Annotated in this window: 19 protein-coding genes and 2 tRNA genes; 9 read left to right on the top strand and 12 right to left on the bottom strand. The window is 67.2% G+C overall.

Annotated elements, in window-relative coordinates; genetic code table 11:
* Both LGM89_RS20220 and LGM89_RS20225 read left to right on the top strand, forming a co-directional pair.
* Positions 1 to 309 (top strand): BolA family protein, encoded by a 309-nt coding sequence (locus LGM89_RS20220; RefSeq protein WP_226273742.1) that lies wholly within the window; start codon positions 1 to 3, stop codon positions 307 to 309.
* A gap of 18 nt (positions 310 to 327) precedes the next feature.
* Positions 328 to 1,110, top strand: coding sequence for a peptidylprolyl isomerase (locus tag LGM89_RS20225; RefSeq protein WP_089495040.1), 783 nt, complete (start codon positions 328 to 330; stop codon positions 1,108 to 1,110).
* A 179-nt stretch (positions 1,111 to 1,289) separates the two neighbouring features.
* Here the strand turns inward: LGM89_RS20225 and LGM89_RS20230 are convergent, their stop codons facing one another.
* Both LGM89_RS20230 and purL read right to left on the bottom strand, forming a co-directional pair.
* Complete coding sequence (locus LGM89_RS20230) at positions 1,290 to 1,835, bottom strand: GNAT family N-acetyltransferase (protein WP_226273856.1); 546 nt, start codon at positions 1,833 to 1,835, stop codon at positions 1,290 to 1,292.
* Positions 1,836 to 1,840: 5 nt separating this feature from the next.
* Entirely contained in the window at positions 1,841 to 5,905 is a 4,065-nt protein-coding gene (purL, locus tag LGM89_RS20235) for a phosphoribosylformylglycinamidine synthase (RefSeq protein ID WP_226206863.1), read from the bottom strand.
* Positions 5,906 to 6,237: 332 nt separating this feature from the next.
* On the opposite strand from purL, the gene LGM89_RS20240 reads away from it, so the two are divergent.
* The 3 genes from LGM89_RS20240 (at position 6,238) to pgi (ending at position 10,873) form a co-directional block, all read left to right on the top strand.
* The gene (locus LGM89_RS20240; protein WP_226273743.1) at positions 6,238 to 7,539 is read left to right on the top strand and encodes an FAD-dependent oxidoreductase; all 1,302 of its coding nucleotides are present in this window, start codon (positions 6,238 to 6,240) and stop codon (positions 7,537 to 7,539) included.
* A gap of 52 nt (positions 7,540 to 7,591) precedes the next feature.
* Positions 7,592 to 9,139: an NAD(P)H-hydrate dehydratase gene (locus tag LGM89_RS20245; RefSeq protein ID WP_226273744.1), complete on the top strand. Its 1,548-nt coding sequence runs from the start codon at positions 7,592 to 7,594 to the stop codon at positions 9,137 to 9,139.
* 111 nt (positions 9,140 to 9,250) lie between these two features.
* The gene (pgi, locus tag LGM89_RS20250; RefSeq protein ID WP_226206866.1) at positions 9,251 to 10,873 is read left to right on the top strand and encodes a glucose-6-phosphate isomerase; all 1,623 of its coding nucleotides are present in this window, start codon (positions 9,251 to 9,253) and stop codon (positions 10,871 to 10,873) included.
* 68 nt (positions 10,874 to 10,941) lie between these two features.
* On the opposite strand, the gene LGM89_RS20255 is transcribed toward pgi, so the two are convergent.
* Entirely contained in the window at positions 10,942 to 11,655 is a 714-nt protein-coding gene (locus tag LGM89_RS20255; RefSeq protein WP_089495045.1) for an ABC transporter ATP-binding protein, read from the bottom strand.
* Between LGM89_RS20255 and LGM89_RS20260 the strand changes: the two genes are divergently transcribed.
* Positions 11,654 to 12,328: an arylesterase gene (locus LGM89_RS20260; RefSeq protein ID WP_089425623.1), complete on the top strand. Its 675-nt coding sequence runs from the start codon at positions 11,654 to 11,656 to the stop codon at positions 12,326 to 12,328. The genes LGM89_RS20255 and LGM89_RS20260 overlap by 2 nt on opposite strands.
* Before the next feature lie 70 nt (positions 12,329 to 12,398).
* Here LGM89_RS20260 and LGM89_RS20265 read toward each other — a convergent pair whose 3' ends face one another.
* The 7 genes from LGM89_RS20265 to tig all read right to left on the bottom strand — a co-directional run bounded on the left by LGM89_RS20265 (position 12,399) and on the right by tig (position 21,057).
* Positions 12,399 to 14,333 carry a SurA N-terminal domain-containing protein gene (locus LGM89_RS20265; RefSeq protein WP_226273745.1) on the bottom strand — a complete coding sequence of 645 codons (1,935 nt, stop codon included), beginning with the start codon at positions 14,331 to 14,333 and terminating at the stop codon, positions 12,399 to 12,401.
* A gap of 147 nt (positions 14,334 to 14,480) precedes the next feature.
* A tRNA-Asp gene (locus tag LGM89_RS20270) sits at positions 14,481 to 14,557 on the bottom strand.
* 23 nt (positions 14,558 to 14,580) lie between these two features.
* A tRNA-Val gene (locus LGM89_RS20275) sits at positions 14,581 to 14,656 on the bottom strand.
* Between the two features lie 204 nt (positions 14,657 to 14,860).
* Positions 14,861 to 17,284, bottom strand: coding sequence for an endopeptidase La (lon, locus tag LGM89_RS20280; RefSeq protein WP_011352361.1), 2,424 nt, complete (start codon positions 17,282 to 17,284; stop codon positions 14,861 to 14,863).
* 197 nt (positions 17,285 to 17,481) lie between these two features.
* On the bottom strand, positions 17,482 to 18,753 hold the full coding sequence (gene clpX / locus LGM89_RS20285; protein WP_006489345.1) for an ATP-dependent Clp protease ATP-binding subunit ClpX: 1,272 nt from the start codon (positions 18,751 to 18,753) through the stop codon (positions 17,482 to 17,484).
* Positions 18,754 to 18,916: 163 nt separating this feature from the next.
* Positions 18,917 to 19,570 carry an ATP-dependent Clp endopeptidase proteolytic subunit ClpP gene (gene clpP / locus LGM89_RS20290; RefSeq protein WP_010092137.1) on the bottom strand — a complete coding sequence of 218 codons (654 nt, stop codon included), beginning with the start codon at positions 19,568 to 19,570 and terminating at the stop codon, positions 18,917 to 18,919.
* A gap of 140 nt (positions 19,571 to 19,710) precedes the next feature.
* Positions 19,711 to 21,057 carry a trigger factor gene (gene tig / locus LGM89_RS20295; RefSeq protein ID WP_046545923.1) on the bottom strand — a complete coding sequence of 449 codons (1,347 nt, stop codon included), beginning with the start codon at positions 21,055 to 21,057 and terminating at the stop codon, positions 19,711 to 19,713.
* A 388-nt stretch (positions 21,058 to 21,445) separates the two neighbouring features.
* Between tig and LGM89_RS20300 the strand changes: the two genes are divergently transcribed.
* Complete coding sequence (locus tag LGM89_RS20300) at positions 21,446 to 22,591, top strand: glycerate kinase (protein ID WP_089495047.1); 1,146 nt, start codon at positions 21,446 to 21,448, stop codon at positions 22,589 to 22,591.
* Positions 22,592 to 22,653: 62 nt separating this feature from the next.
* The gene (locus LGM89_RS20305) at positions 22,654 to 23,103 is read left to right on the top strand and encodes a MarR family winged helix-turn-helix transcriptional regulator (protein WP_039367176.1); all 450 of its coding nucleotides are present in this window, start codon (positions 22,654 to 22,656) and stop codon (positions 23,101 to 23,103) included.
* Between the two features lie 173 nt (positions 23,104 to 23,276).
* On the opposite strand, the gene LGM89_RS20310 is transcribed toward LGM89_RS20305, so the two are convergent.
* A complete protein-coding gene (locus tag LGM89_RS20310) occupies positions 23,277 to 24,275 on the bottom strand; it encodes a 2-dehydropantoate 2-reductase (protein ID WP_089495048.1) in 999 nt (332 codons plus the stop codon).
* A gap of 109 nt (positions 24,276 to 24,384) precedes the next feature.
* A complete protein-coding gene (locus LGM89_RS20315; protein ID WP_226273746.1) occupies positions 24,385 to 25,530 on the bottom strand; it encodes a helix-turn-helix transcriptional regulator in 1,146 nt (381 codons plus the stop codon).
* Between the two features lie 302 nt (positions 25,531 to 25,832).
* Here LGM89_RS20315 and LGM89_RS20320 point away from each other — a divergent pair, with 302 nt between their 5' ends.
* Positions 25,833 to 26,879, top strand: a complete 1,047-nt coding sequence (locus LGM89_RS20320) for a porin (protein ID WP_226273747.1) — start codon at positions 25,833 to 25,835, stop codon at positions 26,877 to 26,879.
* The last annotated feature ends 7 nt before the right edge of the window (positions 26,880 to 26,886 follow it).

A 26,886-nucleotide genomic window follows, 5' to 3' on the forward strand; every position in this document is an offset into this window, starting at 1 on the left:
ATGACGGACGCCTTTCTCCACGCGTCGCCCGACGAACGCATCGCGCTGATCGAAGCGCGCCTCACCGCCGCGCTCGCCCCGCTGTCGCTCACCGTGCGCGACGACAGCGCGCAGCACGCGGGCCACGCCGGCGCGTCCGCCGGCGGCCATTTCACGGTCACGATCGTGTCGGCCACCTTCACGGGCAAGCCGCGCGTCGCGCGGCACCGGCTGGTGTATGATGCGCTCGCTGATGCGATGCAGCGCGGCATTCACGCGCTCGCGATCGTGGCTTACACGCCCGAAGAATTCAACGAATCTTCAATCTAGTCTCATTAGGAATTCCCGATGATCCTGAAATCCCCCCGCCTGTGGGTCGCGGCGGCTGCTTTTGCAGCGGCACCGGCATTTGCCCAGAACATCGCCGTCGTCAACGGCACGCCGATTCCGAAGTCGCGCGCCGACGCGATGGTGGCTCAGCTCGTCCAGCAAGGCCAGACCGACAGCCCGCAACTGCAGCAGGCCGTCCGCCAGGAACTCGTGAACCGCGAAATCCTGATGCAGGAAGCGATCCGTGAAGGCATCCCGAACCGTCCGGACGTGAAGGCGCAGGTCGCCGTCGCGCAGCAGACCGTCGTGCTGCGCTCGATGATCGAGAGCTTCCTGAAGAAGAACCAGCCGACCGACGCCGAAGTGAAGGCGCGCTACGACGACCTCGTCAAGGGCGCCGGCGGCAATCGCGAATACCACCTGCACCACATCCTCGTCAGCGACGAGCAGCAGGCGAAGGACCTGATCGCGAAGATCAAGGCCGGCGCGAAGTTCGAGGATCTCGCAAAGCAGTTCTCGAAGGATCCGGGTTCGGGCAAGAACGGCGGCGATCTCGACTGGTCCGACCCGAAGGCGTACGTGCCGGAATTCGCGGCGGCCGCGCAGAAGCTGCAGAAAGGCCAGATGACCGACACGCCGGTGAAGACGCAGTTCGGCTGGCACATCATCCGCGTCGACGACATCCGCGACATCGCCCCGCCGCCGCTCGAGCAGGTGAAGCAGCAGATCGCGCAGCAGCTCGTGCAGCAGAAGTTGCAGGCGTTCGAGGAAGGTCTGCGCCAGCAGGCAACGGTCAAGTAACGCCGGCACGCGCCGCACGCGCATCGAAAAGCCGCTCTTCGGAGCGGCTTTTTTATTGCCCGCGCACCCTGCCTGCGGACGAGTCATGATGCTTCGCTTGCAGCCCGGCAAAAGAAACAGGCCGCTCCAAAGAGCGGCCTTTCCCGTGCCGGATTCACGCGCACCGCCAGCGCGGCAGGCTACGCAGGATGGAACACGTCGTGATAGCGAACGTCACCCGACGGCCGCGGCGCCGAATCGTCGAGCGACAGCGCGAGGAAATACTCGGGCGGCACGCCCGGGAACACGATGTCGCCGGATGGCGCAAAGCCGAACCGCGTGTAGTACGCGGGTTCGCCGAGCAGCACGCAACCGCGCGCGCCAAGCCGGCGCAACGCGTCGAGCCCCGTACGCACCAGCCCCGCACCGATACTCTGCCGCTGGCAATCGGGCAGCACCGCGAGCGGCGCCAGCCCGTACCAGCCCTGGCTGCCGGACGGTGCGCCGCCGATCGACACCGGCGAGAACGCAACGTGCCCGATCAGGCGGCCGTCGCGCTCCGCGACGAGCGAGACGCTCAACGCACCGTCCGCCCGCAACGTATCGACGATCCGCCGCTCGAACTGCCCGCCTTCCGGCTCGCCCGCGAACGCGACGACGATCACGCGGCCGATCGCGTCGGCCTCGCTGGCACGCTCATCGCGCAGCGTGACGACCTCGACCGGCGCGTTCGGGTCGAACATCATCCCGATCAGCCGATCCAGCGGCGCGCGTTGCGGAACACGCGCATCCACGGGCTCGCTTCACCCCAGCTTTCCGGGTGCCAGCTCATCGCGACCGTGCGATGCACGCGCTCCATGTGCGGCATCAGCACCGAGAAGCGCCCGTCGGCCGTCGTGACCGACGTGATGCCGGCCGGCGAGCCGTTCGGGTTGAACGGATAACGCTCGGTGGCTTCGCCGCGGTGGTCGACGTAACGCATCGCGACCGCGACGCGATCGATGTCGCCCTGCTGCGAGAAGTCCGCATAGCCTTCGCCGTGCGCGACCGCGACCGGAATCCGCGAACCTTCCATCCCCGCGAAGAAGATCGACGGCGACTTCTCCACTTCGACGAACGAGAAACGCGCCTCGAACTGCTCGGACTTGTTGCGCGTGAACTTCGGCCACGCCTCCGCGCCCGGGATCATCGACGCGAGGCTCGACAGCATCTGGCAACCGTTGCAGATGCCGAGCGCGAACGTGTCGGGACGTGCGAAGAAGGCCGAGAACATGTCGGCGAGGTTCGCGTTGAAGCGGATCGTCTTCGCCCAGCCTTCGCCCGCGCCCAGCACGTCGCCGTACGAGAAGCCGCCGCATGCGACCGCACCCGCGAAATCGGCGAGCGTGGCACGGCCGGCGAGCAGGTCGCTCATGTGCACGTCGTGTGCATCGAAGCCCGCGCGGTCGAACGCGTAGGCCGTTTCCAGATGCGAGTTCACGCCCTGCTCGCGCAGGATCGCGACGCGCGGCCGTGCGCCCGTCGCGATGAACGGCGCGGCGATGTCGTCGGCCGGATCGAAGCTCAGCACCGGCGAGATGCCCGGATCGGCCGCGTCGAGCAGTGCGTCGTATTCGGCATCCGCACACGCGGGGTTGTCGCGCAGGCGCGCGATGCGCCAGCTCACTTCGCTCCATGCGCGATGGAGTTCGGTGCGCGGTGCGTCGAAGATCTTCTTCGCGTCGCGGTATACCTCGATCACGTCGCGATCGTTGACCGAGCCGATCACGTGCGAGCACGCCGACAGGCCGAACTCGCGCAGCGCGCCGAGCACCGCGTCGCGATCGGTTGCACGCACCTGCACGACGGCGCCGAGTTCCTCGGAGAACAGCGCGCGCAGCGTGCGATCCTCGCGGCGGCCGCTCGTCTGCTTCGCCCAGTCCTTCGCGTCGCCGTAGTCGGATTCGTGATTCGGGTCGAGCGTCAGCATGTCGACGTTCAGCGACACGCCCGCGTGGCCCGCGAACGCCATTTCGCACACCGTCGCCCACAGGCCGCCGTCCGAGCGGTCGTGGTAGGCCAGGAGCTTGTCTTGCGCATTGAGCGACTGGATCGCGTTGAAGAAGCGCTTCAGGTCCTCCGCGTCGTCGACGTCCGGCGTCGTGTCGCCGACCTGCTGCGTGACCTGCGCGAAGATGCTGCCGCCCATCCGGTTCTTGCCGCGGCCGAGATCGATCGCGATCAGCACGCTGTCGCCCGCGTCGGCGATGCGGCGCAGTTGCGGCGTCAGGTGACGGCGCACGTCCTCGACCGGCGCGAACGCGGAGATGATCAGCGACACCGGCGACACCACTTCCTTCGCGACGCCCTGCTCGTCCCACTTCGTCTTCATCGACAGCGAATCCTTGCCGACCGGGATGCCGATCCCGAGCGCCGGGCACAGCTCCATGCCGATCGCCTTGACCGTATCGAACAGCGCGGCGTCCTCGCCGGCCGTACCGCATGCCGCCATCCAGTTCGCCGACAGCTTCAGCTTGTCGAGCGCCGCGATCGGCGCGCTCGCGATGTTCGTGATCGCCTCGCCGACCGCCATGCGGCCCGATGCCGGCGCATTGATCACGGCGAGCGGCGTGCGCTCGGCCATCGTCATCGCCTCGCCCTTGAAGCCCGCGTAGTCGAGCGCGGTGACCGCGCAGTCGGCCACCGGCACCTGCCACGGGCCGACCATCTGGTCGCGCACCGACGTGCCGCCGACCGAGCGGTCGCCGATCGTGATCAGGAACGACTTGCTGCCGACCGTCGGGTGCTTCAGCACGTCGACCGCGACCGCCGACAACGCGATGCCCGTCACGTCGACCGGCGCACGCTCGGTCGCCACGCGCGTGACGTCGCGATGCATGCGCGGCGGCTTGCCGAGCAGGACTTCCATCGGCATGTCGACCGGGTATTCGTCGGCGCCCGTCGCTTCGTCGTCGACGAGCTTCAACTGGCGTTCGTCGGTCGCGACACCGACCACCGCGAACGGGCAGCGCTCGCGGGCGCAGATCGCCTCGAAGCGCGGCAGGTCGGCCGGCGCGATCGCCAGCACGTAGCGCTCCTGCGCTTCGTTCGACCAGATTTCGCGCGGCGACAGGCCCGATTCCTCGAGCGCGACCTTGCGCAGCTCGAAGCGCGCGCCCTTGCCCGCACCGTCGACGATCTCGGGGAACGCATTCGACAGGCCGCCCGCGCCGACGTCGTGGATGCTCAGGATCGGGTTTTCCGCGCCGAGCTGCCAGCAGCCGTTGATCACTTCCTGTGCGCGACGCTCGATTTCCGGGTTGCCGCGCTGCACCGAGTCGAAGTCCAGTTCGGCCGTGTTCGCGCCGGTCGCCATCGAGCTCGCGGCGCCGCCGCCCATGCCGATCCGCATGCCCGGGCCGCCGATCTGGATCAGCAGCGAGCCGGCCGGCACGTCGTGTTTGTGCGTATGTTGGTCGGCGATGTTGCCGAGACCGCCCGCGATCATGATCGGCTTGTGATAGCCGTGCACCTTCCCGCCGACGTTCTGCTCGTACACGCGGAAATAGCCGCCGAGGTTCGGACGGCCGAATTCGTTGTTGAACGCGGCGCCGCCGAGCGGGCCGTCGATCATGATCTGCAGCGGCGACGCGATGCGGTCGGGGCGGCCGTACGGGCCGTGCGCCTCGTTCGGGTTGCGCTCGCCGACCGGCTGGGCCGCGTCGCGCGCGTTTTCCCACGACTGGCGTGCGTCGGGCAGATCGAGGTTCGACACGGTGAAGCCCGTGAGGCCGGCCTTCGGGCGCGCACCGCGGCCCGTCGCGCCTTCGTCGCGGATCTCGCCGCCCGCGCCGGTCGCCGCACCCGGGAACGGCGAGATCGCCGTCGGGTGGTTGTGCGTCTCGACCTTCATCAGCGTGTGCGTGAGCTCGGTGTGGCGGCCATAGCGTTCACCCGGCTCGCCGGCCGCGCCTGCGTTGCGCGGGAACCAGCGTTCGGCTTCGGCGCCGACCATGATCGACGAGTTGTCCGAATACGCGACGATCGTGCCCTGCGGGTTCAGCTTCTCGGTGTTGCGGATCATCGCGAACAGCGACATGTCCTGCGCCTCGCCGTCGATCGTCCACTGCGCGTTGAAGATCTTGTGGCGGCAGTGCTCGCTGTTCGCCTGCGCGAACATCATCAGTTCCACGTCGGTCGGGTTGCGTTCGAGCTTGCGGAACGCGTCGACCAGGTAGTCGATCTCGTCGTCGGCGAGCGCGAGGCCCAGCTCGACGTTCGCGCGTTCGAGCGCGCCGCGGCCGACGCCCAGCACGTCGACGCGCGCGAGCGGCTTGGCCGGCAGTTCGTCGAACAGGTGCTTCGCGTCGTCGCGTGCGGCGACCACGCTTTCGGTCATCCGGTCATGCAGCGCGGCTGCCACGGCTGCGCGCGCGTCATCCGACAGCGCCTTCTTGCCGCCGAGCAGGCCCGACTTCAGCGTGACCGTGAATTCGACGCCGCGCTCGATGCGGCGCACCTGCGTGAGGCCGCAGTGCTGCGCGATGTCGGTCGCCTTGCTCGCCCACGGCGAGACCGTGCCGAAGCGCGGCAGCACGACGAAGGTCTCGGCCGTGCCCTTCTCGGCCGCCGGCTCGAACGGCGCGCCGTAGTGCATCAGCGCGTCGATGCGCGCGCTGTCGTCGGCCGACAGCGGCTCGGCCGCATTGACGAAGTGCAGGAACTGCCCGCGCACCGCGACGATGTTGGCGTCGATTTGCTTGAGCGTGTCGAGCAGACGGGTTTGACGGAAATCGGAGAGGGCCGAAGCGCCGGGAAAACACGAGAAGTGAGCCATGGGCTGGACTGACGTCGATGAGTCGCGCGAGGTGGCGACGTGGGGCGAAAGGAAGGCCGTAATTATACCCGGAAGTCGGTCGCCCCTGACCGGCCAATCGGTAGCGTGCATGCACCGCAACGGTGCCACGGTGCGCGCCGCGTACAGCCCCGCCCGCCGGGCCGCCCCGCGCGGGCGCGGCAGCCGGCGGCCGTGGCGCGGCTGCACGGTCCGTGCTCGCCCGGCGCCGGTTCCCGCGATTTTGGCGCTATCATTCCGGGTTCACCGGGCCGGGGCCCTCAGCGAATTCTCACCGGGCGGCGCCTGCGCGCCGCCCGTCATCGAAGCAATCCATGGATGTCATCGTCATCGGCGGCGGAATCAGCGGCGTCGCCACCGCCTACCAGTTGCGCGCGGCCGGCCATCGCGTGTGCGTGGTCGAACGTCACGCCACCGTCGCGCAGGGTGCGACCTACGGCGACGGCGGCGCGCTGCTGCCGAGCCCGCTCGACGTCTGGTTCGGCCCGACTTTCATGCGCCAGCGCCAGCCGCGCGACAGCGGCATCGTCTACAAGCCGGGCTTCAACGGCGGCGTGCGCCGCTTCGTCAAGCAGCTCGGCACGCTGCGCGAACCCGGCGCGTTCGCCGCCCAGTACGCGCGGCTGCGCCCGCTGACCGATGCGTCGCGCGACACGCTCGCCGACATCGAGACGCGCCTCGAACTCGAATTCGAACAGAAGCCCGGCATCCTGCACGTGGTGCGCGATCCGCGCGACTGGGACGCGATGCAGCCCGCGCTCGACCTGCTGCGCACGCTCGACCAGCCGTACCGCCTGCTCTCCGCCGACGAATGCGCGACGCTCGAACCGTCGGTGCCGGCCGAACCCGGCTTCGCCGGCGGCGTGCTGCTCGAGACCGAACGCACCGGCAATTGCCCGCTGTTCGCGAAACTGGTCAAGCAGACGCTCGACGAGCACGGCGTGCAGTTCCGCTTCGGCGCGGAAGTCGCCGCGATCCGCGTCGACACCGGCCGTGCCGCGGTCGAGCTCGTCCCGCCCGGCGACCGGCGCGCGTCGAACGCACGCGAGGTCGACGTCATTTCCGCCGATGCGATCGTGGTCGCCGCCGGCGCCGGCAGCCTGCCGCTGCTCGACCGGCTCGGCTGGCGCTTGCCGCTGCATCCGGTGCGCGTCCATACGCTCACCGCGCCGGTCGCGTACGAAGAACACGCGCCGCACCTGAACGTCATCGATTCGATCAAGCGGATCTCTATCACGCGCACTCACCAGCGGCTGCGCGTCGGCGGCGGCGCCGTGCTGCAGAGCCTGCCCGATACCGCGAAGCCGCTCGCCGAGCCGCTGTCCGAGGCCGCGCTCGCGCTGCTCGGCCAGGCCGTCCACGACTGGGTGCCCGGCGCCGCGCGAATCTCGGCCGCGTTGTCGTGGCAAGGCACGCAGTTGCTGTCGCCGGACGGCCTGCCGGTCGTCGGTCCGACCCCGCATCCGCGCGTGTTCGTCAATTTCGGACACGGCCCGGCCGGCTGGGGGCTCGCCTGCGGGTCTGCTAAAGTGGTGACCGACTATCTGGGCGGCGACGTGCAGCACTGGCCCGCCGACACGCTCGCCGCGCTGCGCGCCGGGCGCTTCACGACCTGACCGCCGCGGGCCCGCTCCCGGCGGCCACCTAGCCAGCCGCCACGACCCCGCGATGACCGTCAATACCCGCCCGCTCCCCGATTCCGATCCGATCGCGCTGCTGCGCGTCACCGAGCTGCGCACGGCCGAAACCGACGCCGCGGCGGCGCTGCCGCCGCATACGCTGATGGGTCGCGCCGGCGCCGCCGCCGCGCACTGGCTGTCCGAGCGCATGGCCGGCGACGACCGGCCCGTGTGGTTCGCGGTCGGCCCGGGCAACAACGGCGGTGACGCGCTGGTTGCCGCCGCTCACCTCCAGCAGCTCGGGGTCGCCACGCAAGCGTGGATGCCGGTGCCCGTCAAACCAGACGACGCGCAATGGGCGCTCGGCCTCGCGCGCGCGGCGGGCGTACCGCTATCCGCCACACCGCCTGCTTCGCTGGACAGCTTTGCATGGATCGTCGACGGGCTGTTCGGCATCGGTCTCGGCCGCGCGCTCGACGGCGCATTCGCCGAGCAGGCCCAGCGCATCGCCGCGCATGCGCGCAGCGGCGGCCAGGTGCTCGCCCTCGATGTCCCGAGCGGGCTCGACAGCGATACGGGCCAGATCGTCGGCGCGGGCGTCGCTGTCACCGCCACCCATACGCTTACCTTCATCGCCGCGAAGCCGGGCCTCTATACGGGCGAAGGCCGCGATCTCGCCGGCGAGATCGACGTCGCCGCGCTCGACGTCGCGCCCCCCGCCGCGCCGGCCATCGTGCTGAACGCGCCCGCGCGGTTCGCCGCCGCCCTGCCCGCGCGCGCATTCGCGTCCCACAAGGGCACGTTCGGCAGTCTCGCGGTACTCGGCGGCGACACGGGCATGTGCGGCGCGCCGATCCTGGCCGCCCGCGCCGCGCTGTTCGCCGGTGCCGGCAAGGTGCACGTCGGCTTCCTCGGCGCCGGCGCGCCGCCGTACGACCCGCCGTTCCCCGAACTGATGCTGCATCCGGCCGACGGCCTCGATCTCGGCGCGATGACCGCCATCGCGGCCGGCTGCGGGCTGGGCACGCGCGAGGCGGCGGCGACGCTCGTGCGCGACGTGCTCGCACACGATGCCGCGACGCTGCTCGATGCCGATGCGCTGAACCTCGTCGCGACACATGCCGATCTCGCGACCGCCGTCGCCACGCGCGGTACGCGCGGCAATCCGTGCGTGCTGACGCCGCATCCGCTCGAAGCCGCCCGGTTGCTCGGCAGCGACACGGCGACGATCCAGCGCGACCGCGTGACGGCCGCGCAAGCGCTCGCGGCTCGCTATGTAGCGAACGTCGTGCTGAAAGGCTCGGGCACGGTGATTGCGGCACCCGACGGCCGCGTGACGATCAATCCGACCGGCAACGCGGCGCTCGCCACGGGCGGCACCGGCGACGTACTCGGCGGACTGATCGGCGCGTTGCTCGCGCAGCGCGTCGCACCGTACGAGGCAGCGCTCGCGGGCGTCTACCTGCACGGCCTCGCGGCCAACACGCTGACCGCACACGGCACCGGCCCGGCCGGACTCACGGCCGGCGAACTCGCGCCGATGGTGCGCACGCTGATCAATCGCCTTTTTTACGCGTCGCCGCGCGCCGACACATAACGCCGCTATACTGACTGCCCCGCCGCACGGCGGACCCTCTCGTCCGCCGGCCTTCCGATCCCGATGAGCCGGCGCGGCATTCCTCCCGATTCACGCTTCACTCGAACCGCCATGACGCTGAATTCGCTCCCCGCCTGGACTGCCCTTCAATCCCACTTCGAGCAAATCCGCCATGCTCGCCTGCGCGACTGGTTCGCGCCGGAACACGACCACGCGCCGACGCGTGCCGAGCGCTTCACGCTCGCAGGCGGCGGCCTCGCCGCAGATTTCTCGAAGAACCGCATCAATGACGAGACGCTGCGCCTGCTCGTGCAACTCGCGCGCGACGCGGGCGTCGAATCACGCCGCGACGCGATGTTCGCGGGCGAGATCGTCAACCCGACCGAGGGCCGTGCCGCGCTGCACACCGCGCTGCGCGCGACCGATCCGCAAGCGCCGTTCCACGCACAGATCAGCGCCGAGCGCGCGAAGATGGCGACCTTCGCGCGCGCCGTGCGCAGCGGCACGTGGACGGGCTACACCGGCAAGCGCATCCGCCACGTGATCAACATCGGCATCGGCGGCTCCGATCTCGGGCCGAAGATGGTCGTGCATGCACTGCATCACGTCGCGACGCCTGACATCACCACGCACTTCGTGTCGAACGTCGACGGCGCCGATCTCGCGCGCGTGCTCGAGCAGGTCGATCCGGAGGAAACGCTCGCGATCATCGTGTCGAAGACTTTCACGACGCTCGAGACGATGACGAATGCTCGCTCGCTGCGCGACTGGTTCGTCGCGCGCGGCTGCCCCGAGGACGCGCTCGCGAAGCACTTCGTCGGCGTGTCGGCGAACCCGGCCGAAGTCGTGAAGTTCGGCATCGCCGCGGACAACGTGTTCGAAATGTGGGACTGGGTCGGCGGCCGCTATTCGTTGTGGTCGGCAGTCGGCCTGTCGATCATGATCGCGATCGGCCCCGAGCAGTTCGACGAGCTGCTGGCGGGCGCGAACGACATGGACCGACATTTCCGCGAAGCGCCGCTCGAGCGCAACCTGCCCGTGCTGCTCGGCCTGATCGGCATCTGGTACCGGAATTTCTTCGGTTCGCAGAGCTATCTCGTCGCACCGTATTCGGAAGCGCTGCACTACCTGCCGTCGTACCTGCAGCAGCTCGAAATGGAGAGCAACGGTAAATCCGCGCGCCTGGACGGCACCTTCGTCGACTACCCGACCTCCGCCGTCACGTGGGGCGAGCCGGGCACCAACGGCCAGCACGCGTTCTTCCAGATGCTGCACCAGGGGCCGACGATCGTGCCGATCGACTTCATCGCGGTGCTGACGCCCGAGCATCCGCTCGCGAGCCATCATCCGAAGCTGCTGGCGAACTGCTTTGCGCAGAGCGAGGCGCTGATGCTCGGCCGCACGCTCGACGAAGCGCGCAAGGTGGCGGGCCCGGGCAAGGAGGCGCTCGCGCCGCACCTGACGTTCCCGGGCAACCGCCCGACGACGACGCTGCTTGTCGATGCGCTGACGCCGCGCACGCTCGGCGCGCTGATCGCGCTGTATGAACACAAGGTGCTCGTGCAGGCAACGGTGTGGGACATCAATCCGTTCGACCAGTGGGGCGTCGAGCTCGGCAAGATTCTCGGCAAGGTGGTGGAAGCCGACCTGACGTCCGAGTCGGTCGATCCGGCCAAGCACGACTCGTCCACCACCGCGCTGATCGAGCGCGCCCGCGCGGCGCTGAAGCGCTGACGCGCTCAGGTATCGGCGTCATGCCGATGCCGGCCGCGCAGCCCTGCTTGCGCGGCCGGCCGCTCAATTCAGGTGCCGCGCTGCTCCGCGTGCGGCTCGACGATGCGTCCGGCGTCGATCGTCACGGTCGTCGCGCAGCGGCGTGCGAGTTCGACATCGTGCGTGACGAGCACGAGCGTGGCGCCGTGCGTGCGGTTCAGCTCGAACATCAGGTCGATGACCGCATGGCCGGTGGCCGCATCGAGGCTGCCGGTCGGCTCGTCGGCGAACAGGATCGCCGGGCGCGTGACGAATGCGCGTGCAAGCGCGACACGCTGCTGCTCGCCCCCGGACAACAGCTTTGGATAATGTGCGGTACGCTCGCCGAGACCGACCTGCACGAGCAGCGCCCGGGCACGATCGGCTGCTTCACGCGCGCTGATGCCGCCCTGCAGCTCGAGCGGCAGCATGACGTTCTCGAGCGCCGTCAGGTGCGGCATCAACTGGAACGACTGGAACACGAAGCCGACTGCGCCGTTGCGCAGCGCCGCGCGCGCATCCTCGTCGAGCTGGTCGAGCGCACGACCGAGCAGGCGAACCGTGCCGCTCGTCGCGCTGTCCAACCCGGCAAGCAGGCCGAGCAGCGTCGATTTACCCGAGCCCGACGCGCCGACGATCGCGAGGCTGCTGCCCGGCTGCACGGCGAGCGTGATGCCGTCGAGGATCGTCAGCTCGCCCGTTGCATCGGCGACCCGCTTGCATACGTCATGGACTTCGATGATCGGATCGGGAATCTTGAACATGGACACGACATTTCGCTGGAAAAGACGCGCGGCGGTCGCCGCGCTGCTGGGCACCCTGCTCGCTGCCACCGTGCCGGCGCGCGCCGCAACGACGCCGGCGGCGACATCAGGCCAGCCCGTGATCGTCGTACTCGGCGACAGCCTGTCGGCCGAATACGGGCTGCCGCGCGACACCGGCTGGGTGGCATTGCTGCGGCAACGGCTCACGACCGAGCGAATCGATTATAGCGTCGCGAACGCCAGCGTCAGCGGCGACACCACGAGCGGCGGCCGCGCGCGGCTGCCCGCGGTGCTGCAACGGCTCAAGCCGTCGATCGTCGTCGTCGAGCTCGGGTCCAACGATGCGCTGCGCGGCGTGCCGCTCGCCACGACCGAGCAGAACCTGCGCGACATCATCGCAGGCGCACGACAGGCGCGGGCGAAGGTCGTGCTGGTCGGCATGTATGTGCCACCCAATTACGGCCCCGACTACACGCAGAAGTTCCACGCCGTCTATACGCGGCTGTCGAAGGATCTCGGCGTGCCGCTCGTGCCGTTCCTGCTGGCCGGCATCGAGAACAAGCCGGAGTTGTTCCAGGCCGACCAGATGCACCCTGCACAACAGGCGCAAGGCATTCTGCTCGACAACGTCTGGCCTGCGCTGAAGCCGCTGCTCGGCAAGCCGCGCGGCTGACGCTGCCGCCCCGCCGGAAAACAAAAAGCCCCGCATGAAGCGGGGCTTTTTGTTGCGTGCGAAACGACGCTCAGTTGTCGCCGTCCTGCGACTGGCTGGCCGTCGAGCCGTACAGCTTCACCTTCGAGCGGTCACGCAGTGCGGCGAGATACGCTTCGCCTTCGCTCTGCGCGTCGACCTGCGCCATCTGCTGCTGTGCGGCGGCCAGTTGCTGCGGATCGACCGCCGAACCCGGGATCACCGCGTTCACGCGGTAGATCGCATAGCCGTCCGCGCCGAGATCGACACCGACGTACGCCGGCAGCGTCTTCGCATCGACCTTGTACACGGCGCTCAGTGCCGCCGGCGTCAGGCCCTGCGACTGCGTGCGCGACACCTTCTGCGCGGCCGCGAACCCGTCGACCGACTTCGACTTCTGCAGTTCGGCGAGCTTCGCCGCGCCGTCCTTCTTCGCGAGTTCCGCAGCCTGTTCGGCCACGACCTTCTGGCGCACGACGTCCTTGATCGCGTCGAGCGCGGGCACGGCGGCCGGCTTGTAGTCGGTCACGCGCGCCGAGATCAGCGTGTTGTTGCCGACGTCGATCGCCTGCGTATTGTTCTGGCTCTTCACCGAGTCGTTGGCGAACACGGCGGCCAGGAACTTCGGATTGTTCAACGGGCTCGCCGGCGGCAGCTGCGGATTCGGCGTCGACGTGACGGTGGCCGTCTGGATCGTCAGCTTGTACTTGTCCGCGGCCGGCTGCAGCGTCTTCGCCTTTTCGTAGACGGTGGACGTGAAGCCTTCCGCGTTGTCCGTGAACGCCTTCGATGCGTACTGCTGCTTGAGATCGACTGCGATCTGGTCCTTCACGTCGGCGAACGGCTTGACGGCGGCCGGCTTCACTTCCGTCGCCTTCAGGATGTGGAAGCCGAGATCCGACTGCACGACACCGCTCACGTCGCCCTGCTTGAGTGCGAACGCGGCATCGTCGAACGCCTTGCCGCCCGCCGTCGAGCCACGCGTGATAAAGCCGAGGTCGCCGCCCTTCGCTGCCGACGGTGCGTCCTGCGAGCTCTTCTGCGCGATCTGCGCGAACTGGTCCGGATGCGCCTTCACGTCGGCCAGCAGCTGCTCGGCCTTCGTCTTCGCCGCAGCCTTGTCGGCCGCGCTTGCGTTGCCCGGCGCGGCGATGAAGATGTGGCTCACGCGCACCTGTGCTTCGGTGCGGAAGTGCGTCGGATTGTCGTCATAGAACTTCTTGATGTCCGCCTCGGTCGGCTGCGCGCCCGCGGCCGCTGCGGCGGGCGAATAGACGAGGTACTGGATCGTCGCGGTCTCCGGCGTCGCGAAGCTCTGCTTGTGCGCGTCATAGTACGCGGCGAGCTGCGCATCGGTCGGCTGGACCTTTGCGGCGAAGTCGCTCGTCTTCAGCACGAGCGCCTGCACTTCGCGCTGCTGCGCCGCGAGTTCGGACAGGCGTTGCGCAAGGCTCTTCGGTGTGAATGCAGTCGACACGATGCTGGCGGGGATCTGTTGCAGCGAGAGGCTGTAGCGCACGCGCTCCTGATACTGCTCGGGCGTCATCCCCTGGAACGACAGCAGTTGCGCATAGCGCTCGACATCGATCGTACCGTCGGGCTTCTTCAGCGACGCAATCATCGGGTCGCTCATCAGCGCGTCGCGCACGGCGTTGTCGGATGCGGTCAGGTGCAGACGTTGGGTCTCGTCGGCCAGCACGCGTTGCTGGATCAGGCCGTCGAGCACCTGCTTGCGGTGCTCGGGCGTATCGAACATCTTGATGTCGAACTGCCCGCCGAGCGCCTGACGCGCCTGGTCGATCTGCTGACGGAACGCGCCGTCGAATTCGACCCGCGTGATCTTGTGCCCGTTGACTGCCGCGACGTTCGCGCTGTCGTCGAAGAAGCCGCGGAAGCCTTGGATCCCGACGAAACCCAGCCCCGGCAACACGATCAGGAGCAGGAGCGCCATCATCAGGCGCTGGTGATTACGGAAGAAATCGAGCATGCGTGACGGGAAAATTGGACAAAACGTCCGATATTACAACATACGGGGTGGGACGGGAGAAAAGCAGGCGTCGCGTGGGCGACTACGGCGCGGCAAACAGGCGCACAAAACAAAAATGCCCGCACTCGGCAGGCATTTTTGTTCGTTTGGCGGAGCGGACGGGACTCGAACCCGCGACCCCCGGCGTGACAGGCCGGTATTCTAACCGACTGAACTACCGCTCCTTGGTCTGGCTGAATCAGGAAACTGGTGGGTGCTGAGGGGTTCGAACCCCCGACCTACGCCTTGTAAGGGCGCCGCTCTACCAGCTGAGCTAAGCACCCGTTTCCGATTCGTTCTGGCTGCGATCTGCGTTTCGGCATCAACAACCAGCGAGCCCGCAAGTTTAATTCATCCCAGATCATTTTGCAAAGCCCTGACGCGAATTTTTTAAACGTTCGCGCACACGATTCGGCTACGCATAAAAAAACCCGCGGCCATGCCGCGGGTTTCGTGAACAACCGTCAGGAACGACGATGTCCCGATGCTTAGTGCTTGACGAATTCCGTCGAGCCGGCATCCTTCGCCGCATCAGCAACCGGTGCCGCCGCCTTCGCCTCTTCTTCCGGCGGCAACGGGGTCGGCGAACGCTCGAGCGCGAGTTCCAGCACCTTGTCGATCCAGCGGACCGGCACGATCTCGATCGCGTTCTTCACGTTGTCCGGAATCTCGGCGAGATCCTTCACGTTCTCTTCCGGGATCAGCACGAGCTTGATGCCACCGCGATGCGCGGCGAGCAGCTTCTCCTTCAGGCCACCGATCGGCAGGACTTCACCACGCAGCGTGATTTCGCCCGTCATCGCGACATCGGCACGCACGGGAATACCCGTCAGCACCGACACCAGCGCGGTCGTCATCGCACCGCCTGCGGACGGACCGTCCTTCGGCGTCGCGCCTTCCGGCACGTGGATGTGGATGTCCTGCTTCTCGAACGCTTCGTCCTTGATGCCGAGACGACGCGAGCGCGAGCGCACGACCGAACGTGCCGCCTCGACCGACTCCTTCATCACGTCGCCGAGCGAACCCGTACGGATCACGTTGCCCTTGCCCGGCATCACCGCGGCTTCGATCGTCAGCAGATCGCCACCGACTTCCGTCCACGCGAGGCCCGTCACCTGACCGACCTGGTTTTCCTTCGCCGCGAGGCCGAAGTCGTACTTGCGTACACCGAGGAACGTATCGAGGTTTTCGCCGTCGACCTTGATCGCGCCCGATGCCTTCTTCAGCAGCAGCATCTTCACGACCTTGCGGCAGATCTTCGACACTTCCCGCTCGAGCGAACGCACACCGGCTTCACGCGTGTAGTAGCGGATGATGTCGCGGATCGCCTGCTCGGTGACCTCGATCTCGCCTTCCTTCAGCCCGTTGTTCTTCTTCTGCTTCGGCAGCAGGTAACGCTGGGCGATGCTGACCTTCTCGTCTTCCGTGTAACCCGACAGGCGGATCACTTCCATCCGGTCGAGCAGCGGCGGCGGGATGTTCAGCGAGTTCGACGTCGCGACGAACATCACGTCCGACAGGTCGAAGTCGACTTCGATGTAGTGGTCGGCGAACGTGTGGTTCTGTTCCGGATCGAGCACTTCGAGCAGCGCCGACGACGGATCGCCGCGGAAATCCATGCCCATCTTGTCGACTTCGTCGAGCAGGAAGAGCGGATTGCGCACGCCGACCTTCGTGAGGCTCTGCAGGATCTTGCCCGGCATCGAACCGATGTACGTCCGACGGTGGCCACGGATCTCGGCTTCGTCACGCACGCCACCGAGCGCCATCCGGACGAACTTGCGGTTCGTCGCGCGGGCGATCGACTGGCCGAGCGAGGTCTTGCCGACGCCCGGAGGCCCGACGAGGCACAGGATCGGCGCCTTCACCTTGTCGACGCGCTGTTGGACCGCGAGATACTCGAGGATACGTTCCTTCACCTTCTCGAGGCCGAAGTGATCCTCGTCGAGCACCTGCTCGGCGTTCGACAGGTCGTTGTTGACCTTGCTCTTCTTGCGCCACGGCAGGCCGATCAGCGTGTCGATGTAATTGCGCACGACGGTGGCTTCCGCCGACATCGGCGACATCAGCTTCAGCTTCTTCAGCTCGGCGTCGGCCTTCTTCTTCGCTTCCTTCGGCATGCGCGCGGCATTGATGCGCTTCTCGAGTTCCTCGAGATCCGCACCCTCTTCGCCTTCGCCCAGTTCCTTCTGGATCGCCTTGACCTGTTCGTTCAGGTAGTACTCGCGCTGGCTCTTTTCCATCTGGCGCTTCACGCGCCCGCGGATGCGCTTTTCCACCTGCAGGATGTCGATCTCGGCTTCGAGCTGCGCGAGCAGATGCTCGAGGCGCTCGATGACCGGGAACATCTCGAGGATGTGCTGCTTCTGGTCGAGCTTCAGCGGCAGGCGCTCGGCGATCATGTCGGCGAGGCGGCCTGCTTCGTCGATGCCCGACAGCGACGTGAGGATCTCCGGCGGGATCTTCTTGTTCAGCTTCACGTACTGGTCGAACTGCGACACGATCGCGCGGCGCAGCGCTTCCGTTTCAGCGCTGTCGGCGTGATCGGGCTCGAGCGGCATCACTTCGCAGGAGAATTGCGTTTCCTGCTCTTCGATCGACAACGCCTTCGCGCGCTGCAGGCCCTCGACGAGCACCTTCACGGTGCCGTCCGGCAGCTTCAGCATCTGCAGGATGTTGGCGATACAACCGACCTCGTACATGTCCTTTTCGGTCGGTTCGTCCTTGGCCGCGGTTTTCTGGGCGACGAGCATGATGTGCTTGCCGCCTTCCATCGCTGCTTCGAGGGCCTTGATCGATTTCGGCCGGCCCACGAAGAGCGGAATCACCATGTGCGGGAAAACGACGACATCCCGCAGCGGCAGCAGCGGGAGCGTGATGCGTTCCGGCGGGAGAAGTTGGGTGCCTGACATTTCATTTCCCCATGAGTGGAATCAATTGTTCGGTAATTGAGGCCGCCACAACGAATTGCAAGCCTTCAAGTGCGGGAAATATTCGGTAAGAAAGTAACCACCGCGTGTCGAGTCAGAGTTACCCACAAGATAAACGAAAAAAAGCCGCCCACGGTCTCATGAACGGCCTTTTTCGCAGAACATCGTCGGCAAGCCGGTCAGTTCGAACCCGCCACCTTCGGCGTGTCCTCGTAGATCAGCAAAGGCTTGCCGTCGCCATCGATGACGTTCTCGTCGATGATGACCTTGCTGACCCCTTTCATCGTCGGCAGCTCGTACATCACGTCGAGCAATGCCTGTTCGATGATCGAACGCAAACCGCGCGCGCCGGTCTTGCGGCGGATCGCCTTGCGGGCGACTGCCTGCAGTGCGCCCGGCCGGATCTCCAGCTCGACGCGCTCCATCGCGAACAGCTTGTGATACTGCTTGACGAGCGCGTTCTTCGGCTCGACCAGGATCTTCATCAGCGCGGCTTCATCGAGCTTGCCGAGCGTCGCGACCACCGGCAGGCGGCCGATCAATTCGGGGATCAGACCGAATTTGATCAGGTCTTCCGGTTCCGTTTCGCGCAGCACTTCGCCCGCGTCGCGTTCCTGCTTGCTCTTGACCGTCGCGCCGAAGCCGATGCCGGTTTTCTCGGTACGGTCGGTGATCACCTTCTCGAGGCCGTCGAATGCACCGCCGCAGATGAACAGGATGTTGGTCGTGTCGACCTGGATGAAATCCTGGTTCGGGTGCTTGCGGCCACCCTGCGGCGGCACCGACGCCATCGTGCCCTCGACGAGCTTCAGCAGCGCCTGCTGGACGCCCTCGCCCGACACGTCGCGCGTGATCGACGGGTTGTCCGACTTGCGGCTGATCTTGTCGATTTCGTCGATGTAGACGATCCCGCGCTGGGCCTTGTCGACCTCGTAGTTGCAGTTCTGCAACAGCTTCTGGATGATGTTCTCGACGTCCTCGCCGACGTAGCCGGCTTCGGTCAGCGTCGTCGCATCGGCGATCACGAACGGCACGTTGAGCAACCGCGCGAGCGTCTGCGCGAGCAGCGTCTTGCCGGAGCCCGTCGGGCCGATCAGCAGGATGTTGCTCTTCGACAGCTCGACGTCGTCCTTCTTGTCGAGATGCTTCAGGCGCTTGTAGTGGTTGTACACGGCCACCGCGAGGATTTTCTTCGCACGCTCCTGGCCGATCACGTACTGATCGAGGATGTCGCGAATTTCCTGCGGGCTCGGGAGATCCGACCGGGACAGGCTGGCCTCGACGCCGGCGGCAGCCGCCTCGTCGCGAATGATTTCGTTGCAGAGGTCGATGCATTCATCGCAGATGAACACCGACGGGCCCGCGATGAGTTTTTTCACCTCATGCTGGCTCTTTCCGCAAAACGAGCAATACAACAGCTTCTCGCTGTTCGAACCTTTTTTGTCCGCCATGAATGTAGAGCCTCCGGACAGGTAAATGACATGATACGCCGATTGCTCCGGACGCCGCGCCTAGGGCGCGACCGGAGCCGGCTGGATGCGCTTGCCGCAGATGCTCAGGGCACTCGGGACGTTTGACGGCGCCGCCCGAATCGGGGCGGCACCCCGTTTAAGCTCACGGGCGCTTCAACAGCACCTGATCGATCAGCCCGTACGCCTTCGCGTCCTCGCTCGACATGAAGTTATCACGGTCGGTGTCGCGCGCGATGCGCTCGACGTCCTGGCCCGTGTGCTGCGCGAGCAACTGGTTCAGCCGCTCCTTCAGGTAGAGGATTTCGCGTGCCTGGATCTCGATGTCGGATGCCTGGCCGCGTGCGCCGCCGAGCGGCTGGTGAATCATCACGCGCGAGTTCGGCAGCGCGAAACGCTTGCCCTTCGCACCCGACGCGAGCAGGAACGCACCCATACTGGCCGCGAGGCCCATGCACAGCGTCGACACGTCCGGCTTGATGAACTGCATCGTGTCGTAGATCGCCATGCCGGCCGACACCGACCCGCCCGGGCTGTTGATGTACAGGCTGATGTCCTTGTCGGGATTCTCGCTCTCGAGGAACAGCAGCTGCGCGACCACGAGGTTGGCGGTCTGGTCGTTCACTTCGCCGACCATGAACACCAGGCGCTCCTTCAGGAGACGCGAGTAGATATCGTACGAACGCTCGCCGCGGCCGCTCGTTTCGACGACGATCGGCACCAGCCCCAGCGCTTGCGCCTCGAAACCCTGCGGCGCGTTCGAAGCAAGCATGTCCAGCAATTCAGCGCGAGTGATCATTCAATGAACCTTGTTCGAATGGAAAATTGAACGGAAGGAAGCCGCCCGCTCAATCGCCATATTAATGGCAACCGTGCGCTTGACGTAAAAACGGCGTGCGGGCCGTCGCTCCGACAGCCGGCACGCCGCTAGAGCAACACTTACGCTTGCGCCGATGCGCTCGCGAGTGCTTCGAAGCTCACTTCCTTGTCCGTCACCTTCGCCTTGCCCAGCACGAAATCGACGACGTTGCTTTCAACGACGAACGCTTCCATCTCGGCGAGGCGCTGCTGGTTCGAATAATACCAGCGGACCACTTCCTTCGGGTCTTCGTAGCTCTTCGCGAACTCGTCGACTTCCGCGCGGATCTGTTCCGGCTTCGCTTCGAGGCCGTTCGACTTCACGAGCTCGGCCAGCACGAGGCCCAGCTTCACGCGGCGTTCTGCCTGCTCGGTGAACATCTCGGCCGGGATCGGTGCGTCCTTCGCGTTCGGCACGCCGCGCTGCGCCAGGTCCTGGCGAGCCATTTCGACGAGACGTTGCTGGTCCTGCTCGATCAGCGCCTTCGGCACGTCGAGTTCGGAGATCTTCAGCAGCGCGTCCATCACCTGGTTCTTGACGATCGACTGCGTGCGACGCTTCGCTTCGCGCTCGAGGTTTTCCTTGATCTCGGCGCGCATCTTCGTGAGGTCGCCGTCTTCGATGCCGAGCGACTTCGCGAATTCCGCGTCGATTTCCGGCAGGTGCGGCCACTCGATCTTCTTCATCGTGACCGTGAACTGCGCCGTCTTGCCCGCGACGTCCTTGCCGTGGTAGTCCTCCGGGAACGCCAGGTCGAACGTGCGCGATTCGCCGACCTTCAGGCCCAGCGCCGCGGTTTCGAATTCCGGCAGCATGCGGCCTTCGCCGAGCACGAACGGGAAATCTTCAGCCGTGCCGCCCTGGAACGCGACGTCGTCGATCTTGCCGACGAAGTCGACCGTCACGCGGTCGCCGTTCTTCGCTGCGGTGTCCGCGCCGCCGTCGCCGTGCTCGCCGGCTTCGCCACGTGCGTGGAAGTGCACGCGCTGCTTGCGCAGGATGTCCAGCGTGCGGTCGATTTCGGCGTCGCCGATCGACGTCGTCGAGCGCTCGACTTCAGCCGTCGCCAGATCGCCGATCTTGACTTCCGGGTAGACCTCGAACGTCGCGTCGAACGCGTATGCACCTTCAGCCTGCTCCTGCTTCGGCTCGAAGCTCGGCTGGCCAGCGACGCGCAGGTTTTCCGCGCGGCTGATCGTGAAGAATTCCTGGCCGATCTTGTCGCTCAGCACTTCCGCCTCGACCTGGCCCGCGTACTGTTGCGCGACCATCTTCACCGGCACCTTGCCCGGGCGGAAACCCGGCATGCGCACGGTCTTCGCGAGTTTCTGGATACGGGCGTCGATTTCCTTCTGCACGGTGTCTTTCGGCAGGGAAATCGTCACGCGGCGTTCAAGCTTGCCGAGGTTCTCAACAACGTTAGCCATGGCTTCAATCGTCCTAAAATTATTCGAGCGAATCGGGTTTTCCTTGCCGTGCCTGCCTGCGGCGTGATGTGTGTCACATCCACTCGCCGCGCCGGAGCGCCACGCCATCCCTGCACGCGCCGGATGGCTAGCGCAAGCGGCTCGGAGCACGGCTTTGGCCGGAAGAATCGACTATTCTAGCAAACAATTTTCATCACACCGCCAGATCGGCGCGACGCGCATGCGTCCGCGCCGCGTCAACCGCCCTTTGCACGGCAATGCAAGCGGATCGCCGCTATGCCGAACGCCGTATCCACCACGGGCCCGCCATCCTGTAAGCTCCGATTGAGAGGTCGCCGCCGTCGCGGCCCCAATATTCGTCACACCAATCACGCCTTCCGGAGACACCATGCCGCAACACCCGTCCGCGCCTGTCGTCGTCATCGCGCCCGATTCGTTCAAAGGCTCCCTTTCCGCCGAGCAGGTCGCGGACGCGATCGCCACCGGCATCCGCCGGGCCCGGCCCGACGCTGTCGTGCGCTGCTGCCCGATGGCCGACGGCGGCGAAGGCACGCTCGACGCGATGCTGGCGGGCGGCGGCACGCGGCGCGCGCTGCGGGTGGCCGGCGCGTCGCTCGCGGCACGCGATGCGGCGGTCGGCGTGATCGATGCGCGCACCGCGATCGTCGAGACGGCCGAGATCGTCGGCATTACGGATCCGGTCGGCATGAGCGTACCGGTCGACGCGCGCAGCACGCGCGGGATGGGCGAGGCGATCCGCACGCTGCTCGACGAAGGCGTGCGCCGCTTCTTCGTCGCGCTCGGCGGCAGCAGCACCAACGACGCGGGCGCCGGGCTGCTCGCGGGCCTCGGCCTGCAGTGCTTCGACGCGGCCGGCCAATCGGTCGAGCCCGTGCCGTCACGGCTCGCCGACATCGCGCGCATCGACGCGTCGGGGCTCGACCCGCGGCTGAAGGAAACGGAATTCGTCGGCATGTCCGACGTCGACAACCCGCTGACGGGCGCGCACGGCGCGACCGCCGTGTTCGGCCCGCAAAAAGGCGTGACGCCCGGGCAGGTTGCCACCCTCGACGCCGCCCTCGCCCGCTTCGCCGACCTGCTCGAAGCCGCGCTCGACCGTCGCAGCCGCGACCTGCCGGGCGCCGGCGCCGCGGGCGGCCTCGGTTTCGCGCTGCACATGCTCGGCGCGCAGTTCGAAGCGGGCGCCGAAGTGGTCGCGCGGCAGGTCGGGCTCGATACGGCGCTCGCGGGCGCCGACTGGCTGATCACCGGCGAAGGCCGCTCGGACGTGCAGACGCTGCACGGCAAGGCGCCGTTCATCGCATGCCGCCACGCGCAGGCCGCCGGCGTGCCCGCGTCGCTGCTGTCGGGCGCCGTTGACCCGGCCGCGCTGCCTCGCCTGTCCGAACATTTTTCCGGCTGCTTCTCGCCGGCTCCCGGGCCGATCACGCTCGACGTCGCGATCCGCGACGCGGCCAATCTGCTCGCGAACGAAGCGGAGCAATTGACACGCCTGAAGTACGGCGCACACTGACCGTTGACCCGAGCGCGCGATACAGGAACAATCGGGCCCGCCCTTTTTCTTCAGGATTCGACATGAAAGGCCGTCAAGCCGGGCTCGATCAGTTTCTGACCTATCGCCTCCATGCGCTCACGAAGCGCTCCGACCGCGGGATCGGCGAGGTGTACCGGCACAAGCTCGACATCTCGCTGCCCGAGGCGCGCGTGATCGCCGCCGTCGGCGCCTTCGGCCCGTTCTCGATCATGGATCTCGCACGCCACACCAATCTCGACAAGAGCCAGGCGAGCCGGGCAGCCGAGGCGCTGCTGCGCCAGGGGCTGCTCGAGCGCAGCGCAAGCGAGGAGGATGGCCGGATCGTGCTGATCGCGCTGACCGCCGACGGCCGCGCGCTGCATCGCAAGATCATGCCGATCGTGCGCAAGTGGAACGACGGCTTGCTTGCGTGCCTGTCCGACAGCGAACGCCAGACGTTCGAACGGCTGCTCGACAAGGTCGTCGCGCACGCGACCGAGCGCGACGACTGAACCGCGACACGAGCAAGGCGCCCGCAGGTTTGATCCGACGAATTCGACGGGCCGCCCCGGTCGCTTGACCCGCGACTTGGGCGGCCCGCTTTGCGTCATGCCGCGCTACGCGATGCAAACGGACCGCAGCGCCCGGCCTTGCCTGCGTCGAGCATGCAGCGGCCCCGCCCGCGCTACAACCCGCTGTTCGCCGCGCGCTGGCGCAGCAGCCCGAGCACCGCGTCGCAATACGGGGTCGGCACGCCGAGTTTGCGCCCGAGTTCGGGAAACACCCCGAGGATCGGCCCGATCTCGAGCGCGCGCCCCGCTTCGAAATCCTGCAGCATCGACGTCTTGAACGCGCCGAGCTTGCGCGTGACCGCGATCCGCTCGGGCCCGCTCATTCCCGTCGAGAGACCGAGCCTCGCGCCGATCGCGGCCGCCTCTTCCATCATCCGCAGCGCGAGATCCTGCGTGAACGGATCGTCGAGCAACTGCTCGGCCGTCGACCCCGTCAGCGCGCTCAGCGGATTCATGTTCATGTTGCCCCACAGCTTCGTCCAGATCTCGGTCCGGATCGCGGGCGTCGACTCGACGTCGAAACCGCCCGCGGCGAGCGCCGCGGCGAACCGGGCCGTGGCGACGTCAAGCCGCGGATCGGGCGCACCGACGATCAGCCGGTTGCCGCGCCCACGGCGCACGATGCCCGGCGCGTCGGTACTCGACGACAGGTGCACGACGCAACCGATCGCCTGCGCGGGCGGCAACGCCGCCGACACCGCGCCGGCCGGATCGACCGCATCGAGCGACACGCCGTCGAGCGCGCCTGCGAGCCCGTGCGTGAACCACCACGGCAGCCCGTTCATCGCCGCGACGATCACGGTGTTCGGCCCGACCAGCGGCGCAATTCGGGCGGCCAGCGCCGGCAGCACCTGAGCCTTCAGTGCGATCACCACGTAGTCCTGCACGCCGAGCGCGGCCGCATCGTCACTCGCTCGCACCGGAACCGACGATGTCTCGCCCGCCTCGTCGATCACACGCACGCCGTGCGCATTCAGCGCATCGAGCGTTGCGCAGCGCGCATACGCACTCACGGTCATGCCGGCCCGCGACAGCGCGGCCGCGAGCAACCCGCCGATCGCGCCGACCCCGACCACCGCCGCGCGCACCGACCCTGAATTCGTGTCGTTCATGATGGAATTCCGTCTCCTGGGAGCTGACGAGCATAACGCTCAATAGTTGCGGGCACAACCATTCTCGCGACCGCATGCGATGTGCGGCGGTCGTGCGACTCAGCGCAATTCAGCGCGACTCGCCCCCGGCTTCCACCGGCTCGCCGTCGGCTGCGCTGCCCGTTGCGCCGAGCACGCCCGCGATCTGGCTCTTGTCGTGCATGCCGAGCTTGCGGTACGCGCAGCGCAGGTAGTGGCGCACGGTCGTCGGCGAAATCGCCATCTGTTGCGCGACTTCCTTGTGCGAGCGCCCTGCGCCGTAATAGCGGATCGCCGCGAGCTCGCGCGGGCTCAGCCGGTCGAGCAGCGAGCGCGGCCGCGCCTCGATCTGGAACAGGCCCGCAACCGGCACGCACTGGATTCGCAGCGCATCGCCGACGAACGGCTGACCCGGCTGGCGCCGCAAATGCGCGACGAGCGGCTCCGGCACGCGCGCACCGGCCCATGCCGGCCATTCGGTGCGCAGCACGTCGTCGAAACCGTGATCGGCATGGTGAAGCACGCCGAAGTTGTCGCACAGTGCACGCGCCGCCGGCGCGACCGTCTCGCCGCGTTCGCGCGTGAGCTGCGCCGCGCGATTGATCGTCAGCGCCGCCGCGAGATGCGGGATCACTTCCTCGAAGCGGTGTGCATCGTCGTCGCTGAACGGACGATTCAGGCCCTGGCGGTAGATCGACATGAACGTCGTCAGGCCGAACCGGCGATCGAGCGTGCACACGCACATCAGTTGCGCGAGCCCGTACTTTACGCACCAGTCGCGAAACCGCGCATCGAGCCCCGGCTCGACGACCGACAGCCGCACCGCATGGCCATGCGCGCCGCGCAACGTGCGGTGCGCGAGCGGGTCGCAATCGCGCACGCGCTTCCAGTCGCTGAAGAACGCATGCGGCAGACGGTACAGGAAGCTGTTGTGCATCACCGGGCCGGTCGGCACGTGGGTCGCGACGCCCGTCCATGCGGCGTCGAACGGGATGAGCGCCTGCAACAGCGAAAAGAAGCGGAATTCGAATTCGCCGATGCCGGACCGTGCGGCAACCGCGTACAGGTCGAGCAGCATCAGCCCGAGTTCGCGCTGCGATGCGTCGCCGCGCGTGACGCCGTCGAAATCGGCGCGCCGGGACGGCAGCGGCGGCCAGGCGAAGTCGTCGAGCACGATGGCGGCCGGCACGTCGCGCAGCGCATCGAGATCCTGCCCGATATCCGTCGTGATCCTCACCTTCCGCTCCCCTGCCCGATCGGGCTGCTGATGTGCGCAACGACACCGGCCGATTATAGCGATCGGCTTTTTTGACGGGCCACGGTGCCGGAACGGGCGCCAGCCCCATCCATTTGAACGGTGCACGGCACGTTGCTGCTCCGCAGCACGCCGCGCCACGGCTACTCGCCGCTTGCGTGCCGCGCACCACGGGTTTTCCACACCGTTCATCTGTACGACTGTTCGAAGGTTTTCCCGCTGCGGACACTGCGTCGCGACAACACCAACGACAAACCGATGCAGGACGGTATGGAGAACCCCACGTGACGAAACCCCGCTTCATCCGCACGGCCGCGGCCGTCGCGACGCTTGCCGCGTGCGGCGCTGCCGCGCACGCGCAGTCGAGTCTCACGCTGTACGGCGCGCTCGACGCCGGCGTGCAATACCTGACGCATGCCGACGGGCGCCACTCGGCCGTTCAACTGCGGAACTACGGCATCCTGCCTTCCCAGATCGGGCTGAAAGGTCACGAAGATCTCGGCGGCGGCTGGCGTGCGCTGTTCAAGCTCGAACAGGGCCTCAACCTCAACGACGGCACCGCGACCGTGCCCGGCTATGCCTTCTTCCGCGGTGCGTACGTCGGCATCGCGGGGCCCGTCGGCACCGTCACGCTCGGCCGGCAGTTCAGCGTGCTGTTCGACAAGACGCTGTTCTACGACCCGCTCTGGTATGCGTCGTACAGCGGCCAGGGCGTCATCGTGCCGATGACCGCGAACTTCATCGACCACTCGGTCAAGTACCAGTCGCCGACGTTCGCCGGCTTCGACCTCGAGGCGCTTGCCGCGACATCCGGCGTCGCCGGCAATACGCGCGCCGGACGCGTGCTCGAACTCGGCGGCCAGTTCACGAGCAACGGCCTGTCGGTCAGCGCGGTACTGCATCAGGCACATGGCGAGGTTTCGGCGGCCGACGACACGTCGGCGCGCCGCCGCGAACTCGGCACGCTCGCCGCGCGCTATGCGTTCGCCACACTGCCGCTCACCGTCTATGCGGGCGTCGAGCGCCTGACCGGCGATCTCGACGCGGCACGCACGATCGTCTGGGGCGGTGCGCGCTACCAGATGTCGAGCGAGATCGGCCTGAACACGGGCGTCTACCACACCGACTCGCGCACGCCGGCAATCGGCCACCCGACGCTGTTCATCGCGAGCACCACGTACGCGCTGTCGAAACGCACCGTCGCGTACGTGAACCTCGGCTACGCACGCAACAGCGGCCAGAGTTCGCAGACCGTCTACGAATACGACCCGACGCCGCTCGCCGGCGCATCGCAGTTCGGCGCAATGGTCGGCATGTACCACCTGTTCTGATTCCCCC

It is taken from the genome of Burkholderia sp. AU31624, from assembly GCF_020420065.1.
GTDB lineage: Bacteria > Pseudomonadota > Gammaproteobacteria > Burkholderiales > Burkholderiaceae > Burkholderia.

Bases quoted from the DNA above. Each gene is read 5' to 3' on its own strand.
- LGM89_RS20220 (WP_226273742.1), top strand. From the start codon at position 1: ATGACGGACGCCTTTCTCCACGCGTCGCCCGACGAACGCATCGCGCTG.
- LGM89_RS20225 (WP_089495040.1), top strand. From the start codon at position 328: ATGATCCTGAAATCCCCCCGCCTGTGGGTCGCGGCGGCTGCTTTTGCA.
- LGM89_RS20230 (WP_226273856.1), bottom strand. From the start codon at position 1,835: ATGATGTTCGACCCGAACGCGCCGGTCGAGGTCGTCACGCTGCGCGAT.
- purL (WP_226206863.1), bottom strand. From the start codon at position 5,905: ATGGCTCACTTCTCGTGTTTTCCCGGCGCTTCGGCCCTCTCCGATTTC.
- LGM89_RS20240 (WP_226273743.1), top strand. From the start codon at position 6,238: ATGGATGTCATCGTCATCGGCGGCGGAATCAGCGGCGTCGCCACCGCC.
- LGM89_RS20245 (WP_226273744.1), top strand. From the start codon at position 7,592: ATGACCGTCAATACCCGCCCGCTCCCCGATTCCGATCCGATCGCGCTG.
- pgi (WP_226206866.1), top strand. From the start codon at position 9,251: ATGACGCTGAATTCGCTCCCCGCCTGGACTGCCCTTCAATCCCACTTC.
- LGM89_RS20260 (WP_089425623.1), top strand. From the start codon at position 11,654: ATGGACACGACATTTCGCTGGAAAAGACGCGCGGCGGTCGCCGCGCTG.
- LGM89_RS20255 (WP_089495045.1), bottom strand. From the start codon at position 11,655: ATGTTCAAGATTCCCGATCCGATCATCGAAGTCCATGACGTATGCAAG.
- LGM89_RS20265 (WP_226273745.1), bottom strand. From the start codon at position 14,333: ATGCTCGATTTCTTCCGTAATCACCAGCGCCTGATGATGGCGCTCCTG.
- lon (WP_011352361.1), bottom strand. From the start codon at position 17,284: ATGTCAGGCACCCAACTTCTCCCGCCGGAACGCATCACGCTCCCGCTG.
- clpX (WP_006489345.1), bottom strand. From the start codon at position 18,753: ATGGCGGACAAAAAAGGTTCGAACAGCGAGAAGCTGTTGTATTGCTCG.
- clpP (WP_010092137.1), bottom strand. From the start codon at position 19,570: ATGATCACTCGCGCTGAATTGCTGGACATGCTTGCTTCGAACGCGCCG.
- tig (WP_046545923.1), bottom strand. From the start codon at position 21,057: ATGGCTAACGTTGTTGAGAACCTCGGCAAGCTTGAACGCCGCGTGACG.
- LGM89_RS20300 (WP_089495047.1), top strand. From the start codon at position 21,446: ATGCCGCAACACCCGTCCGCGCCTGTCGTCGTCATCGCGCCCGATTCG.
- LGM89_RS20305 (WP_039367176.1), top strand. From the start codon at position 22,654: ATGAAAGGCCGTCAAGCCGGGCTCGATCAGTTTCTGACCTATCGCCTC.
- LGM89_RS20310 (WP_089495048.1), bottom strand. From the start codon at position 24,275: ATGAACGACACGAATTCAGGGTCGGTGCGCGCGGCGGTGGTCGGGGTC.